Annotated in this window: 15 protein-coding genes and 1 riboswitch; of the genes, 1 reads left to right on the top strand and 14 read right to left on the bottom strand. The window is 71.3% G+C overall.

Annotated elements, in window-relative coordinates:
- Positions 1-2: 2 nt before the first annotated feature.
- The 13 genes from ABE438_RS08330 to ABE438_RS08270 all read right to left on the bottom strand — a co-directional run bounded on the left by ABE438_RS08330 (position 3) and on the right by ABE438_RS08270 (position 12,406).
- Positions 3-776, bottom strand: coding sequence for an enoyl-CoA hydratase/isomerase family protein (locus tag ABE438_RS08330; RefSeq protein WP_346502134.1), 774 nt, complete (start codon positions 774-776; stop codon positions 3-5).
- Entirely contained in the window at positions 776-2,371 is a 1,596-nt protein-coding gene (locus tag ABE438_RS08325) for an acyl CoA:acetate/3-ketoacid CoA transferase (RefSeq protein ID WP_465248584.1), read from the bottom strand. Before ABE438_RS08325 ends, ABE438_RS08330 begins: the two co-directional genes overlap by 1 nt.
- Positions 2,358-3,380 carry a LacI family DNA-binding transcriptional regulator gene (locus tag ABE438_RS08320; RefSeq protein WP_346502132.1) on the bottom strand — a complete coding sequence of 341 codons (1,023 nt, stop codon included), beginning with the start codon at positions 3,378-3,380 and terminating at the stop codon, positions 2,358-2,360. Before ABE438_RS08320 ends, ABE438_RS08325 begins: the two co-directional genes overlap by 14 nt.
- A gap of 2 nt (positions 3,381-3,382) precedes the next feature.
- Complete coding sequence (locus ABE438_RS08315; RefSeq protein ID WP_346502131.1) at positions 3,383-4,111, bottom strand: amino acid ABC transporter ATP-binding protein; 729 nt, start codon at positions 4,109-4,111, stop codon at positions 3,383-3,385.
- On the bottom strand, positions 4,092-4,748 hold the full coding sequence (locus ABE438_RS08310) for an amino acid ABC transporter permease (RefSeq protein WP_346502130.1): 657 nt from the start codon (positions 4,746-4,748) through the stop codon (positions 4,092-4,094). Before ABE438_RS08310 ends, ABE438_RS08315 begins: the two co-directional genes overlap by 20 nt.
- Positions 4,745-5,425 carry an amino acid ABC transporter permease gene (locus ABE438_RS08305; RefSeq protein ID WP_465248583.1) on the bottom strand — a complete coding sequence of 227 codons (681 nt, stop codon included), beginning with the start codon at positions 5,423-5,425 and terminating at the stop codon, positions 4,745-4,747. The genes ABE438_RS08310 and ABE438_RS08305 overlap by 4 nt, the downstream gene beginning before the upstream one ends.
- Positions 5,426-5,500: 75 nt before the next feature.
- A complete protein-coding gene (locus ABE438_RS08300; RefSeq protein ID WP_346502128.1) occupies positions 5,501-6,319 on the bottom strand; it encodes a transporter substrate-binding domain-containing protein in 819 nt (272 codons plus the stop codon).
- A 191-nt stretch (positions 6,320-6,510) separates the two neighbouring features.
- A complete protein-coding gene (locus tag ABE438_RS08295) occupies positions 6,511-7,278 on the bottom strand; it encodes an SDR family oxidoreductase (protein ID WP_346502127.1) in 768 nt (255 codons plus the stop codon).
- Entirely contained in the window at positions 7,275-8,276 is a 1,002-nt protein-coding gene (locus ABE438_RS08290) for an ABC transporter substrate-binding protein (protein ID WP_346502126.1), read from the bottom strand. Before ABE438_RS08290 ends, ABE438_RS08295 begins: the two co-directional genes overlap by 4 nt.
- A gap of 2 nt (positions 8,277-8,278) precedes the next feature.
- The gene (locus tag ABE438_RS08285) at positions 8,279-9,028 is read right to left on the bottom strand and encodes an ABC transporter permease (RefSeq protein WP_346502125.1); all 750 of its coding nucleotides are present in this window, start codon (positions 9,026-9,028) and stop codon (positions 8,279-8,281) included.
- Positions 9,025-9,819, bottom strand: a complete 795-nt coding sequence (locus ABE438_RS08280; RefSeq protein ID WP_346502124.1) for an ABC transporter ATP-binding protein — start codon at positions 9,817-9,819, stop codon at positions 9,025-9,027. The genes ABE438_RS08285 and ABE438_RS08280 overlap by 4 nt, the downstream gene beginning before the upstream one ends.
- Positions 9,809-11,257 carry an acyl-CoA reductase gene (locus ABE438_RS08275; protein ID WP_346502123.1) on the bottom strand — a complete coding sequence of 483 codons (1,449 nt, stop codon included), beginning with the start codon at positions 11,255-11,257 and terminating at the stop codon, positions 9,809-9,811. The genes ABE438_RS08280 and ABE438_RS08275 overlap by 11 nt, the downstream gene beginning before the upstream one ends.
- A 3-nt stretch (positions 11,258-11,260) precedes the next feature.
- Positions 11,261-12,406, bottom strand: a complete 1,146-nt coding sequence (locus ABE438_RS08270) for a LuxE/PaaK family acyltransferase (protein WP_346502122.1) — start codon at positions 12,404-12,406, stop codon at positions 11,261-11,263.
- A gap of 40 nt (positions 12,407-12,446) precedes the next feature.
- Positions 12,447-12,571, bottom strand: a riboswitch (TPP riboswitch).
- 125 nt (positions 12,572-12,696) lie between these two features.
- Here ABE438_RS08270 and ABE438_RS08265 point away from each other — a divergent pair.
- Entirely contained in the window at positions 12,697-13,371 is a 675-nt protein-coding gene (locus ABE438_RS08265; protein ID WP_346502121.1) for a helix-turn-helix domain-containing protein, read from the top strand.
- 9 nt (positions 13,372-13,380) lie between these two features.
- Here the strand turns inward: ABE438_RS08265 and ABE438_RS08260 are convergent, their stop codons facing one another.
- Complete coding sequence (locus tag ABE438_RS08260; protein ID WP_465248582.1) at positions 13,381-14,889, bottom strand: aldehyde dehydrogenase; 1,509 nt, start codon at positions 14,887-14,889, stop codon at positions 13,381-13,383.
- Between the last annotated feature and the right edge of the window lie 104 nt (positions 14,890-14,993).

Below are 14,993 nucleotides of genomic sequence, written 5' to 3'. Positions count from 1 at the left end.
GCTCAGCGCCCCTGCCAGACCGGCGGGCGCTTCTCGCGGAAGGAGGCGAGGCCCTCGCGCGCATCGGCGCTGGCCGAGGCGATCGCGCCGCCCAGCGCTTCCAGCGCGCGCATCGGCGCATCGTTCTCCTGCGCGGCGAGCGCGAGCTTCGCCGCCGCGACCGCGACCGGCGCGCGCGAGGCGATCAGCGCGGCGAGGCGCTCGGCCTCGGCGCGGGCGCCGTCACCGTCGAAGACGCCGTTGACCAGGCCCCATTGCTCGGCGCGGGTCGCCTCGACCCGCTCGCCCGAGAAGATCATCTGGCGGGCGCGCGGCAGGCCGACGGCCCGCGGTAGCCGGCCGGTGCCGCCCCAGCCGGGCAGGGTGCCGATCGAGACCTCGGGCATGGAGAAGTTCGCTGCCTGCGAGGCGAAGCGCATGTCGCAGCACAGGGCGAGTTCGAGCCCGCCGCCGAAGCAGGGGCCCTCGACCACCGCGATGCTCGGCACGCGCAAGGCGGCGAGCCGCCCGAAGGCGGAGTGGCCGGGCACGATCCAGCGCTGCCACATCTCGACCGGGCTCAGCCCGGACCAGGCGTTGATGTCGGCACCGGCGCAGAAGGCCTTGCCCTCGGCCAGTAGCAGGGCGCAGCGGATCGCCGGGTCCGTATCGATCGCGTCGCAGGCGGCGACGAGCGCCGACAGCATCGCCGGCGTCAGCGCGTTGAGCTTGGCCGGGCGCCGCAGGGTGATGCGGGCGATCGGGCCGTCGGTCTCGAAGGCGAGTTCCTCGGTCATCAGCGGTCTCCGAGCACGAGGCCCATCGGGGCGGGGTCGAACAGGCGGGGATCCATCGGCTTGAGATCGGGCGAGACCTTGAGCGCGATCTCGGCCTGGCCGAGCACGTCGCGCTGCAGGTCGACGCCCTTGGCGATCTCGATCACCTCTGGCCCTTCATCGCCGAGGCGCAGCACGCAGCGCTCGGTGACGTAGAGTACCTCGGTGCCGACGCTGCGGCTGCGGCGGCCGCTGAAGGTGACGTGCTCGGCCTCGGGCACGAATTTGCGCAGCTTGCCCTCGCGCCGGATCGTCAAACCGCCATCGCCGATGGCGACGTCGAGCCCGCCGGTGGTGAAGGTGCCGCTGAAGATCACGCGCCTGGCATGGGCGGTGATGTCGACGAAGCCGCCGGCGCCGGCCGTCAGATAGGGCCTGGCCGCCAGGCGCGAGACGTTGACGTCGCCCGCCGCCGAGACCTGCAGGAAGGAGAGCAGCGCGCAGTCGAAGCCGCCGCCCTGGAAATAGGTGAACTGCTGCGGCGAGGGCAGGATCGCGTCGGCATTGGCGGCGCAGCCGAAGGCGAAGCCGGTGAGCGGCATGCCGCCGACCGCGCCCTGCTCGATCGCCCAGGTGACCTTGCCGGCCTGGCCCTCGGCCAGCAGCACGCGCGGCACCAGCGCCGAGACGCCGAAGCCGAGATTGACCGCCCAGCCGTCGCGCAAGGCCAGCGCGGCGCGGCGCGCGATCACGGTCTCGACGCCGAATTCCGGGGTCTCGAAGGCCGACATCGGCAGGCGGATCTCGCCGCTGATCGCCGGGTCGTAGACGATCTCGGTGGTCTGGCGCTGCTCGGGATCGACCACGACATAGTCGACGAGATGGCCGGGCACCACGACCTGCCGGGTCGGGATCGAGCCCTCGGCCACGGCGCGCTTCACCTGCGCGATGACGATGCCGCCATGGTTGCGCACGGCGATCGCCTGGTCGAGCGCGCCCAGCGGGGCGCCCTCGTGCTCCATGCTGATATTGCCGCGCTCGTCGGCCGAGGTGCCGCGGATGATCGCGACCTGCGGCACGATATTGGGGAAGTGCAGCCACTCCTCGCCGTCGAACTCCACCAGCCGGACCACAGGCGCCTTGGCGCGGGCGGCGTCGTTCATGGCGCAGCCCTGCCGGCGCGGATCGGCGAAGGTGTCGAGCCCGACCTTGGTGAGCACGCCGGCGCGGCGGGCCGCCACATCGCGGTGCATGTCGAATAGAATGCCGGATGGAACGTTCCAGGCCGCGACCTGATTGTCGCCGATCATCGACCAGATCCGCGGCGAGGGCAGCGAGGATGGGCCGGACGGGTAGGACCCGGCCAGGATCGCCGACAGCAGTCCGGGCTTGGCGAGATGGTCGATGCCGACCACGCCGTACATGTCGCCGGCGGCGATCGGATGCAGTGTCGTCAGGTTGCGCGGGTGGCCCTCCGCGTCGAAGCGCTCGCCGATGGCGCGCAGCACCGCGTCGGGACAGTTCAGCGCCGAGGAGGAGGAGACCGTGACGACGGCGTCGTCCGGGATCAGGCGGGCCGCTTCGGCGGCGGTGATGACGGGCTTAGACATGTCCATGTCCGTTGCTGGGGGGAGCGCAGCTGGTCTGCCGCACCACGAGGCGTGCGGGCTGCGAGGAGGAGCGGGGCGCGCCGCCGGGGGAATCGAGGCGCTGGAGCACGAGTTCCGCGGCACGGCGGCCGAGCTGCCGCGGCTCGATCGCGACCGTGGTCAGCGCGGGCGTGCGCAAAGCGGCCTCCATGATGTCGTCGAAGCCGACGACGGAGAGGTCCTTGCCCGGGGTGAGCCCGTGCTGGGCGAGGGCGAGCGTCACCCCGATGGCGACGAGATCGTTGAAGCAGACCAGCGCGGTCGGCCGCTGCGGCGCGGCGAGCGCCGCTTCTGCCGCGGCGATGCCGCCGGCGAGCGTCGGCTCGCAATGCAGCACCGGCGGCGCGCCGAGCCCGGCTTCGGCCGTGGCCTGCGCCAGGCCGGCGAAGCGCTCGCGCTGCACGGAGGTCGCGTCGCTGGAACCGGCGAAGGCGATGCGGCGATGGCCGAGCTCGATGAGATGGCGGCCGGCGGCGTAGGTGCCCGCCGCGTTCTCGGCGCCGGAGTAATCCGAGGTCAGCCCGTCGACATGGCGCAGCGCCTGGACGAGCGGCAGGTCCTCGGGAATCTGCGCCCGCAATTCGGCGCCGTCGCTGCCGGTGGCCGGGCAGAGGATCAGCCCGTCGAGCCGCTGCTCGCGCATCCGGGTGAGGAAGCGCGACTGGCGCCGGGTATCCTCGCGCGTATCGGCGATCAGGACGAGGGCACCCTCAGCCTCTAGGCTCTCGGAGACGCCGGCGGCGAGCTCCGAATAGAACGGGTTGGCGAGGTCGAAGACGATCAGGCCGATCGTGCCCGAGCGGGCGCCGCGCATGGCGGCGGCCGCCCGGTCGTAGACATAGCCGAGCTGGGAGGCGGCGCGCTGTACGCGCACACGGGCGTCCGCCGAGACGGCCGCGCCGCGCAGGGCCAGCGAGGCGGTCGATTTCGACACGCCCGCCAGCTCCGCCACCTCGATCAGCGTCGGCCGCGGCATGGCTAGAGGACGGCCCCGAGGAACTGCTGCAGCTCGGGCGTCTTCGGCGCGCCGAAGAACTCCTCCGGCGGCCCCTGCTCGTGGATGCGGCCCTGGTGGAAGTAGACGACGCGGCTGGCGGCCTTGCGGGCGAAGGCCATCTCGTGGGTGACGAGCAGCATGGTCATGCCGGAGCGCGACAGCCCCTCCATCACCTTCAGCACCTCGCCGGTCAGCTCGGGATCGAGCGCCGAGGTCACCTCGTCGAACAGCATGACCTTGGGCCGCATCGCCAGCGAGCGGGCGATGGCGACGCGCTGCTGCTGCCCGCCGGAGAGCTGCTCCGGATAGGACTCGTACTTATCCGCCAGCCCGACCTCCGCCAGCACGGAGCGGGCGATGTCGGCGGCTTCCGCCCGGCTGATCTTCTTCACCAGCCGCGGCGCCAGCTCGATATTGGCGCCGACCGTCAGGTGAGGGAACAGGTTGTAGGACTGGAACACCATGCCGACGTCCTGGCGCAGCGCGCGCAGAGCGTCCTCGCCGGGGGCGAGTTCGTGGTCGGCCACGCTGATTTTGCCGGAATCAGGCGTCTCCAGCCCGTTCAGGCAGCGCAGGAAGGTGCTCTTGCCCGAGCCCGAGCGGCCGATGACGGCGATGAGCTCGCCTTCGTTGACGCTTAGCGAGACGCCATCGAGAACCTTGAGCGATCCGAAGGACTTGCGAACGTCCTTAGCTACGACGACCGGCATGGAGCCTCCTCTCGAGCCGCTGGCTCATCACGCTCAGCGGCCAGCACATGACGAAGTAAAGCAGGGCGACCGAGCCGAAGACCCAGAAGGGCTGGAAGGTCACGTTGTTCATCAGGGTTCCGGCGCGGGTCAGCTCGACGAAGCCGATGATCGAGGCGACGGAGGTGTTCTTCACGATCTGCACCATGAAGCCGACGGTCGGCGGCACGGCGAGCCGGAAGGCCTGGGGCAGCACGACGTAGATCATGCGCTGCGCCGGCTTCAGCGCCAGGGAGGACGCAGCCTCCCATTGCTGGCGCGGAACGGCCTCGATGCAGCCCCGCCAGATCTCGGCGAGGAAGGCGCTGGCATAGATCGTCATGCCGGCCGCGGCCGCGATCAGCGGCGGGAAGCGCAGGCCGAAGAAGGGCAGGCCGTAGAAGACCAGGAACAGCACGATCAGCACCGGCGTGCCCTGGATCACGTTGATCCAGCCCGCGGCGATGCTGCGGATGACGAGGTTGCGCGAGACCCGCATCAGCGCCACGACGATGCCGAGCAGGCCGCCGCCGACGAAGGCGCAGAGCGAGAGGACCAGCGTCCAGCGCGCGGCTTCGAGCAGGAAGGTGAACTCGGCGGGACCGAAGGAGCGGATCATCGGCGCGCCCCCACGGCACGGCGGCGCGGGAACAGCACCCGTCCGGCCAGGTCGAAGGCGAGGCGGAACACCATGGTCAGCGCCAGATAGAAGCCGGCCAGCAGGATGTAGACCTCCATCGAGCGATAGGTGCGGCTGTCGATCAGCGCGCCGGCCGAGGTCAGCTCCTCGACCGAGATCTGCGACAGGATCGAGGAGGCCAGCATGGTCAGCACGAACTGGCTCGACAGGGCGGGCCAGACCTTCTCCAGCGCCGGCAGCAGCACGACGTGGAGCAGGATGTCGCGCCGGGTCAGGCCGAGCGCCATGCCCGCCTCGATCTGCGAGCGATGCGTCGCCTCGATGCCGGCACGGATGATCTCGGTGGAATAGGCGCCGAGATTGAGGGTCAGCGCGATCAGCCCGGCCTGGACGGCGGTGATCTGCACACCCATGCTCGGCAGGCCGAAGAAGACGATGAAGAGCTGGACGATGAAGGGCGTGTTGCGCATGCTCTCGACATAGAAGGTCGAGGCTGCGCGCAGGACGCGGCTGTCGGCGCTGCGCGCCACGGCGCAGGCGATCCCGATGAAGACGCCGAGCACGATCGCGACGGCCGAAATCCAGACGGTTTGCACCAGGCCGCTGAGAAGCGTGTCCACTTGCGCCCACACGTCCGCGAAGACGAGGCTTTGCATGGCGGTAACGATGTCGCTGGCTTGAAGGGAACGAGGCGGCGCGCCCGCGTCAGGCGGGCGCGCCGTGAAGCCCGGTCAGAAGACCGGCAGCTCCGGCAGCGGGGCCTTGAGCCACTTCTTCGAGATCTCGTCGAGCTCGCCCGAGTTCTTCATGAACCAGATGGTGTTGTTGAGCCACTGATGCAGCTCCATCTGGTCCTTGCGCACGGCCATGGAGTTCGGCTGCAGCGCGAAGGCGAACTTCAGCTCCGCATTGGCGCTGGCGTTCTTCTCGATGATCGCGTTGATCGTGGTGTCGGGCAGGGCGGCGGCCTCGACCTGGCGGCTGAACACCGCCTGGGCGCAGATCGCGTCGTCGTCGAAGCGCACGATGTTGGTGCCCGGCATCGCCAGGCGGGTCAGCGTGGCGTCCTGCGGGCTGCCCCGCGGCACGGCGACGCGCTTGCCGGCGAGATCCTGCAGCGACTTAGCCTCGAGGTCCTTCGACGCCATGATCGACAGGCGGAAGGCGCTGTAGGGCATCGGGAAGACGATGGTCTTGGCGCGCTCGGGTGTCGGGCCGAGAGTGGCGACCAGCAGGTCGACGCGGCGCGACTGCAGCGCGGGAATGCGGGCCGGCGGGGCCAGCGCGGTGATCTCGGCCTTCACGCCCATGTACTTGGCGATCAGGTTGGCGACGTCGACGTCGTAGCCCGAGGGCTCGCCGCGCTCGTTGACGATGCCGAAGGGCGGAACGCCCGAGACGACGCCGATCGCGATCGAGCCGCGCTTGCTGAATTCCTCAGGGGTGCTGGCCTGGGCGGCGGTGGAACTCACGGCGACGGTGGCGGCCGCAGCGGTCCCGATCGCCAGTGCGCCCAATGCGCCGCGACGGGACGGGTTGTGATCGTCCATGCACTTCTCCTTACTGCGCTTCCACGGACTGGCCTTCTGGATCGTTCCAGTCGCGGGCTGGAACGTTCCATGCCGGGATTGGCCTGTCAAGCGTGCACAACGTCCGGGGCAGGGGACGCGAGGTCGCGGTCAACAGGCTTTCGAGAGCGCGGTTAAGGAGGCGGTGCCGCCGCGGGGAGCGGGCGGACGGCTCAGGCCATCACCAGCCCGCCATCGACCAGGAGCGTCTGGCCGGTGACGAAGCCGCTCCATGGCCCGGCCAGAAACAGCACCGGCCCGGCCACATCCTGCGGCGTCGCCAGCCGCCGCAGCGGCGTCTGCGCGATCAGCGTCTCGCGTGCCTCCTCGCGCGTCGCGGCGCTGGCTTCGGTCGGCTGTACCAGGCCGGGCGCAACGCAGTTGACGCGGATGCCCTGCGGCCCCAGCTCGACGGCGAGGTTGCGGCTGAAGCCGATCAGCGCGGCCTTGGCGGTGGTGTAGTCGTGATAGGGCACGCTCGGGCGCGCCACGAGATCGCTGGCGAGGTTGACGATGCTGGCGTCTGGGCTGCGGCCGAGCAGCGGCAGCATCGCACGGCAGACGGTGTAGCTCGCCTTCACCGCACCCTCGAACTGCAGATTGTAGGCGGCCCAGTCCAGCTCGGGGAATCGGGCCCGGCGCTCGGGATCGAAGCGGTAGGGCGCGAAGGCGTTGTTCACCACCACGTCGAGCCGGCCGACCTCCTCCGCGATCCGCGCCGCCATCGCCGTGACTTCCTCCGGCACGGTCACGTCGGCGGCGATGGCGAGCGCCTGCCCGCCGAGCGCGCGGCAGCGTTCCACGACCGCCTCGGCGGCCTGTGCCCGCTCGCGATAGTTGACGATCACCAGCCCGCCCTCGGCGGCGAAGGCGGTGGCAATCGCGGCGCCGATGCCGCGGCTCGCCCCGGTGACGAGGATGGCGCGGTCGCGGAACATCATGGCGTCGCGGCCTTGGCGGGGATGAGGTCCGACTTGACGACATGGGCCATGTCGAGCGGGCGGCGGATGAGGCCGAGCGCGCGGAAGCTGTCGGCGCCCTGCTGCATCAGCGCCATGTCGAACCGGCCGAGCCCGTCGCGCTCGGTCGTGGGCGAGACGCTCGACAGGTTGCGCAGCCCGATGATCGCGCGGTTGACCGCCTCGTCGCGGCCGTTGATCGCGCGGGTCACGGCGAGCTTCGCCGCCTCGTCCGGCTGCGCGATCATCCAGGCGGCGGAGTCGCGATAGGCGGCGAGGAAGCGCTTCAGCAGCGGCTTCTTTGCCTCGTAATCCTTGCGCGTCACCACGAAGATGTCGCTCGGCAGGTTGAGATGGTCGCGCACCTCGATTACCCGCGCCTCGCCGAGGCCGCGCTGCCGGGCGACCAGCAGGCCGGTATCGGTGGCCGCCGTTGCGTCGACCTGGCCCTGCATCAGCGGGGCGAAGTTGAGCAGCCCCGTGACCTCGATCGTCACGTCCGTTTCGGTCAGCCCGACCTGGTGCAGCAGCACCTGCAGGTTCTGGCGAGTGCCGCTCGACAGGCTGTAGACGCCGATGCGCTTGCCCTTGAGATCGGCGGCGCTTTTGATGCCGCTGCCCGGCCGCGCCACCACGTTGAAGACGTTCTGCGGGTAGATGTTGTAGATCGCGACAAGGTCCTCGCCCTTGTCGAGCGCGAGATAGAAGGCGGCCGGATCGGTGAAGGCGATGTCGGCCTGGCCGGCGAGCATGTTGTGGATCGCTGAGCCGCCGCCGCTGCCCGGCACATAGCCCAGATCGATGCCGTGCTTGCGGAAGAAGCCCTTGTCGGGCTCGACCAGCAGGTTGGTGATCTCGCTGATCGGCTGGCTCCAGCCGGCGACGGTGACCTTGTCGAGCGGCTGGGCGGCGAGGGGGCCGGCCGCGGGCAGGAGCAGGGCGAGCGCGGCGAGCGCCTTCAGGGCGACGGAGCGGATCATGTTCAGCCTTTCGAGAAGCGACGCAGCACGCGGCGTTCCAGCACGCGCACCGCCTCGTAGAGCGCCATGCCGAGCGCGGTGATCACGATGAACAGGGCGAAGATCAGGCTCGAATCCATCACGCTCTGCGCCGCGATGATCGAGGCGCCGAGCCCGACGCGCCCGCCGATGAACTCGCCGACGACGGCGCCGACCAGCGAGAGCACGACCGCGACCCGTAGGCCCGCCATGATCGTCGGCAGCGCGGCCGGCAGCTCGAGCCGCAGCAGCGTCTGGGGCCGGGTGGCTCCCAGCATGCGGAACAGCTCGCGCCGCGCCGGATCGACCTCGCGCAGGCCGGTCAGCGCCGTCTCCATCAGCGGGAAGAAGCAGATCAGCGCCGTGATGGCGACGGTCGGCGTCATGCCGAAGCCGAACCAGATGATGAAGAGCGGCCCCAGCGCCAGCTTGGGCACGAGCTGGCTCGCCAGCACATAGGGCCGCAGCAGCCGGTCGAGCGCCGGGCTCTTGGCGAGCGCGATCCCGCTGGCCAGCCCGATCAGGGCGCCGAGCCCGAGGCCGAGCAGCATCTCGCTCGCGGTGACGGCGAGATGCGGCCAGAGCCGGCCGGAGGCGATCTCGCTCCACAGGGTCGCCAGCACCGCGGAGGGCGGCGGCAGGATCAGCGTCGGCACGGCGGCGAGCCTGACCCAGGTTTCCCAGAGCAGCAGCAGCGCCACCAGCAGCGCGAGCGAGGGCAGGCTGCGCCTCATACGGCGCTCCGCTGGCCGGCAGAGGTTTCGTCCATCGCCGCTCGCAGCGCCCGGCAGGCTGCGGCGAAGCCGGGCTCGTATCGCAGCGCCGCGCGTCGTGGCCGCGGCAGCGCGATCGGCGCGTCATGCACCAGCCGGCCCGCCGCCATCACCGCGACGCGGTCGCCGAGATAGACGGCTTCCGCGATGTCGTGGGTGACGAAGAGGGCGGTGGTGCCGCGCGCGGCGCAGAGCGCCAGCAGGTCGTCCTGCAATTCCTCCCGCGTCAGCGCGTCGAGCGCCGCGAAAGGCTCGTCGAGCAGCAGCAGCTCCGGCTCGGCCACCAGCGCGCGGGCCAGCGCGACGCGGCTCTGCTGCCCGCCGGAGAGCGATGCCGGCCGGCGCTGCGCCAGCTCGCCCAGCCCGACCAGCGCCAGGAGCCGGTCGGCGGCGGCATGGTCCGCGGCATCGGGGCGGCGCTTCAGCGAGAGCGGCAGCAGCACATTGTCGCGCACGCTGAGCCAGTCGAGCAGGGTCGGCGCCTGGAAGACGAAGCCGATGCGCGCGCCCGGGCCGGACAGCTGCGCGCCGCCGAGACGGACCGAGCCCTCCTGCGGCGCCAGCAGGCCCGCAGCGAGCTTGAGCAGGGTGGTCTTGCCGCAGCCGCTGCGGCCGAGCAGGCAATGGATCGCGCCGCGCGGGATCGCCCAGTCGACGCCATCGACGATCGCCGGCCCGTCCGGGTGATAGCGGTGCCGCACGCCCGTGAAGCGCATGAAGGCCGCGTCCTGTGCCGCCGATTCAGTCGACATAGGCGGCGAAGCCTTCCGCTGCGGTCTCGGCGCCCTGCTCGATCTCGCAGAAGCTGACGAGGTCGAGCAGGCTGAAGCGGCCGTCATGGTGCCAGCCGGCTTCCGGCGCCGTCATCCGCCCGAGCGCGGCGATGCGCGTCACGCCGGCCGCCGCCAGTTGCTCCGACAGGGCGAGGAGCCGCTCCGGCGAGGCGGCGAGGCCGGCCGTCTGCAGGAAGCGGCGATGCGGCGCGACGAGCCCGGCGACCTCGGCGAGGTCGTCGAGCGCGACCGTCCGCACGGTGCGGTTGAGCCCGCTCGGCAGCAGCGCGGCGCCCGCCTCGGCATGGGAAACGCCCCAGGGCGCCGCCGCCGGGCCGAGCAACTCGCTCTCGCCCGCCGCGGCCGCGATCTCCTGCCGTCCGCGCCACTGCGCCAGCGCGTTGGCCTCGGCCGGGGCCAGCGCCCGGCGGGGATGGCGATAGGCGAGGGCGGCGAGCTCCTGGGCGAGATGACGGGCGAAGACGGCCGGTGCCACCGGCCCGCCGCGTTCGACGAAGATCGCTTGCGGCGAATAGCAGCCCTGCTGCTCCCAGCGCACGATGTCCTGCGCCGCGAGCCGGGCGAGGGCGGGGGCCTTGCGGCTGTCGAGCGCCTCGCGGGCGATCATCGCGAAGCCGATGCGATGGCCGTGGCCGAGGAAGCGGGTCGAGACCGGCAGCCTGTCGCGCAGCGCCGCCAGCGTCGCGTCCGTGCCATAGGCCATCACCGTGTCGGCCTCGCGCAGGAACACGGGCTCGCAGGCGTCCTGCCCGCCCTTCCAGCCGAGAATGGCGAGGCAGGCGCCCAGCTCCGGATCGATTTCGGCGAGCAGGCCGGCGAACCAGCCGGCCATCAGCGGTTCGGCGCTCGCCACCTTTCCGATGGTGCCGGCCTTGACCAGGAGCCCGCAGATCAGGCTCCAGAGCGAGAGCGCCGGCACGTTGCCGGCCCAGACATGCAGCAGCAGCTCCGGCCCCTGCGCTCGCACCAGCCCGCCCTTCGGTGCCGGGCGAAACCCGTCCAGCACCCCCGGATCGCGGAAATCCTCGGCCAGGAAACGGCGCAGCTGCGGCGCGCGAAAGCTCTTGAGATAGCTGGTGAGCGCGAGCCCGACCGTCTCGGGACCGTAGCCGGTGACGACTGGCAGCAATTCGTCCGCCTTGGCCCGCACCGGATGGCTGCGGTCGAGCAGGCGGGCGACGGCCTGGTCGATCGCGGCGACGATGCGGCCGGTCTCCATGGCGCGCAGGACGCGGCGGCCCTGTTCGCGGACATGCCCGCAGAGCGCGCCGGCCTGGCCTGCATCGAGCTGCGGCAGCGCGATCTCGACCTCGCGCCCCCAGGCTGCGTGCGCGACATGGCGCCAGCCGATCGCCTCGCGCGGCAGCCCGGGCAGATGACCGGCGAATTCCGTCACGGCTCAGCCCCGCGCCGCGGCGAGGAATTCGGCCACGGCCAGCGAGCAGCCCCTGGAGGCCTCGCCGTCGACGCGGCCGAACAGCCGGAACCCGCCGGGCACCAGCTCGCCGGCATCCTCGGTCAGGATCGCCGAGACCGAATTGAAATGGGCAAGGTCGTGATGGACCAGCACGCCCCGCGCGCCCTCGGGCAGGTCGGCGCCCGTGAGGGGATCGACCACGCGGGTGCGGACCCAATGCGGGCCGGACTTCACCGGCGGGCAGACCGCGTTGCCCTCGTCGTAGAACTGCGAGGAGAGCTCGGTCATGCCGTACATGTTGAGGCAGGCGCTGCGCGGCACGCCGAAGGCCGCGGACAGCGCGTCGTAGAACGGATCGGGCGCGATCTCGCGCGACTGGCCCTTGAACCCGCCGGTATCGAGCAAAAGGCTGCCCTCGGGCAGGCGAAAGCGCCGGCCACGCGCAGCCAGCGCATCGAGCAGCGGCACGAAGGCGTAGGACGCGCCGAGCAGCATATAGGGCTCGCCTGTGGCCTCGACCTCGGCCAGCGTCGACAGCAGCGGCTCGAGCTCGAGCCCGGCCGCGCCGATGAAGGCGCGGCTGTCGGGCGTGCCGCAGGCGCTGCGGGCGAGGTCGAGATAGGTCGCCAGCGAGGAATTGGGCAGGCTCGCCCCATCGGGGAAGAGCGTGCCCATGCGGATGCGCTCGCGCCCGCGCATCACCCGCCGGCGGAAGGTGTCGAGCATCGAGCGGCGCCAGACCGCCAGCGTCGCGTGATAGCTGCGCCCGCGCACGCCCTGCGTCGTGCCGCTGGTCATGAACACCGCCTCGGCGTCCTCCGGCGGGCAGCAGCTCAGCGTCAGCTCCTTGAAGGCGTCGATCGGCACGGCCGGGATGTCGCGCCAGGCGCGCACGGTGAGCGGCGTGCGGCCGCGCTGCCGGGCGAAGGCGCGATAGGGCGCGTTATGGGCGAACTGGTAGGCGAAGACCGCGAGCGCCATCGCCTCGAAGGCGGCCTCGTCGGCGTCCGGCGCGGCCATGAAGGCCAGCAGGGCCTCGATGGTCTGGGCCTGCATCCGGGCCTGGTTCTCGGCCTGCGTCGTCACCGCCACCTCCCGCGCCGGCCGCCGCGAGGCGGTCGCCGGCATGCTGGGATCATCGGCGCGACGATGGATGGGCGGCCACGCATGGCCCGCCTGTCCCGCATCCCTACGCCGGCATGATCCGGATCAGGTTCGTAGGGTCACCGCGTTGCCGGGCAGGCCCGGCCGGCGGAATCTCAGCCTCCTAGCGAGGCCCCCCTGGGAACGCGGCTAGATGGCGACCGGCTCGGCCCGATGTCAAGCCTCGGACCGGGCGGGCGTGTGCCGCGCGGCGCGGGAGGGTCTGCACGATCCGGCATTGCGGGCGGGCCTGCGATCGGCCAGCCTGTCGGGCGATGACAGACGACCGCAGTCAAGCACCGCGCGACCATGCCCTGCCGCCCGCAGAGGGTGGGGCCGGGGCACAATCCGCCCCGAAGCGCGGGACAGGCCGGGCGGCCGCCGGCGCGCCCGATCTCGCCCGCGAGCTGGGCCGTCGCGCCCGGGCGATGCGCAAGGCTGCGGGGCTGACGCTGGAGGCGCTCGCCGCCCGCTCGGGCGTCAGCCGCGCGATGCTCTCCAAGGTGGAGCGTGGCGAGAAGAGCCCAACGCTTTCGGTGGTGACGCGCATCGCCGGCGGGCTCGACGTTTCGCTCTCGGCTCTGATGGGGGCCGATCCGCTGCCCGCCGGCGTCGCCGTGCGCCGCGCAGGCGAGCGGCCCTGCTTCCGCGATCCCGAGACCGGCTTCGAGCGGCACGTGCTCTCGCCCGCCAATGCCGGCGGCGATGTCGAGCTGATCCTGCACGTCATCCCGCCGGGCGTGTCGTCGGGCGTGCTGCCGACCTATGAGGGCGGCGTCGAGAAATACCTGATCGTTCAGGAGGGGCGGCTCAGCGTCTATCTCGGCACGGTCCGCCATGAGCTCGGCGTCGGCGACAGCTTCTTCTTCCGCATCACCGAGCCCTATCGCTTCGTCAACGAGGGCGCGCAGCGCTGCAGCTATTACTGCCTGATCGTCTCGCGCCCCTGATCGTGTGCGCTATTGCAGCGTGAACGGGTTCGCCACGCCGGGTCTGGCGTTGATGAACACGCTCTTGGTCTCGAGATATTCCATGATCGCGGCCTGGCCGTTCTCGCGGCCGATGCCGGATTCCTTGAAGCCGCCGAAGGGCGCCAGGAAGGAGACCACGCGGTAGGCGTTGATCCAGACCGTGCCGGCGCGCAGCCGCTTCGGCATGGTCATGGCTCGGGCGAGGTCGCGGGTCCAGACGCCGGCCGCCAGCCCGAACGGCGTGTCGTTGGCGATGGCGATCGCCTCCTCCTCGGTCTCGAAGCGGATCACGCTGAGGATCGGCCCGAACACCTCCTCGCGGGCGACGCGCATGTCGTTTCTGACGTCGGCGAAGATGGTCGGCTCGACGAACCAGCCCTCGGTGCAGCCGGGGCGGCTGCTGCGCCTGCCGCCGAGCACGCAGCGCGCCCCCTCGGCCTCGGCGATCGCGATGTAGTCGAGCACCTTGGCGAGCTGCTGCTCGGTGGCGACGGGGCCGACATCGGTGTCGGCGGCATTGGGATCGCCGAGGCGGGCCTCGCGCATGCGGGCGACCAGCGCCTCCAGGAAGCGGTCATGGATGGCGGCATGCAGCAGCAGCCGCGAGCCGGCCATGCAGGTCTGGCCACCGGCGGCGAAGATGCCCGAGATCACGCCTTTCACCGCGGCGTCGAGGTCCGCGTCGTCGAAGACGATATTGGGCGACTTGCCGCCGAGTTCCAGCAAGACCCGCTTGAACTGCCGTGCCGCCGCCTCGTAGATCTTGCGGCCGCCGGGATTGCCGCCGGTGAAGGCGATGCGCGCGACCAGCGGGTGCTCGACCAGCGGCTCGCCCGCCTCCGGCCCGAGCCCGGTGACGACATTCACCACGCCAGGCGGGAAACCGGCCTCGTCGAACAGCCGCGCCAGCGCCAGCATCGAGACCGAGGCGTGCTCGGAGGGCTTCACCACGACGGTGTTGCCGGCGGCCATTGCCGGGGCGAGCTTCCAGACGGTGAGCAGGAGCGGGGAGTTCCACGGCGTGATCGCGCCGACCACGCCCAGCGGCTCGTGGGTGACGTAGTGGAACATGTTGGGCTTGTCGATCGGGGTGACGCTGCCCTCGATCTTGTCGGCGAGGCCGCCATAATACTGGAACCAGCGCGGCAGGTATTTCATCTGGCCGAGCATCTCGACGCGCAGCTTGCCGTTGTCGCGCACCTCGAGGTCGGCCAGCCGCTCGGCATTGGCGGCGATCAGCTCGGCGAGCCGGTACATCAGCAGGCCGCGGTCGCTGGCGGTCATGCGCGACCAGGGACCGGAGGTGAAGGCCTCGTGCGCGGCGGTGACGGCGCGATCGATATCAGCCGCGCCGCCCCGCGGGATCAGCGCCCAGGGCCTGCCGGTATAGGGGTTCATCGTCTCGAGCCAGCGGCCGTCGGCGGCCTCGCGGCTCTCGCTGCCGATGACCATGGTGAAGCGTTCGAGCGCGGCGTCGGAAGCGGGTGTGGTCGTCATGATCGGGCCTCGGCCTTGCGGAAGGGCCGGGCCCCCCCGGCGCGGGGGCGGGGGCGCGGGGTGGGGGGGTGGAAATGTGGGGGGCGGCGCGCTCAGAAGGCCAG

Origin of the sequence: Allobosea sp. TWI1241 (genome assembly GCF_039673065.1) — a bacterium.
Lineage (GTDB): Bacteria > Pseudomonadota > Alphaproteobacteria > Rhizobiales > Beijerinckiaceae > Allobosea.
Note: the sequence above shows the minus strand (reverse complement) of the source record. Positions and strands in the feature narration are given on the sequence as shown.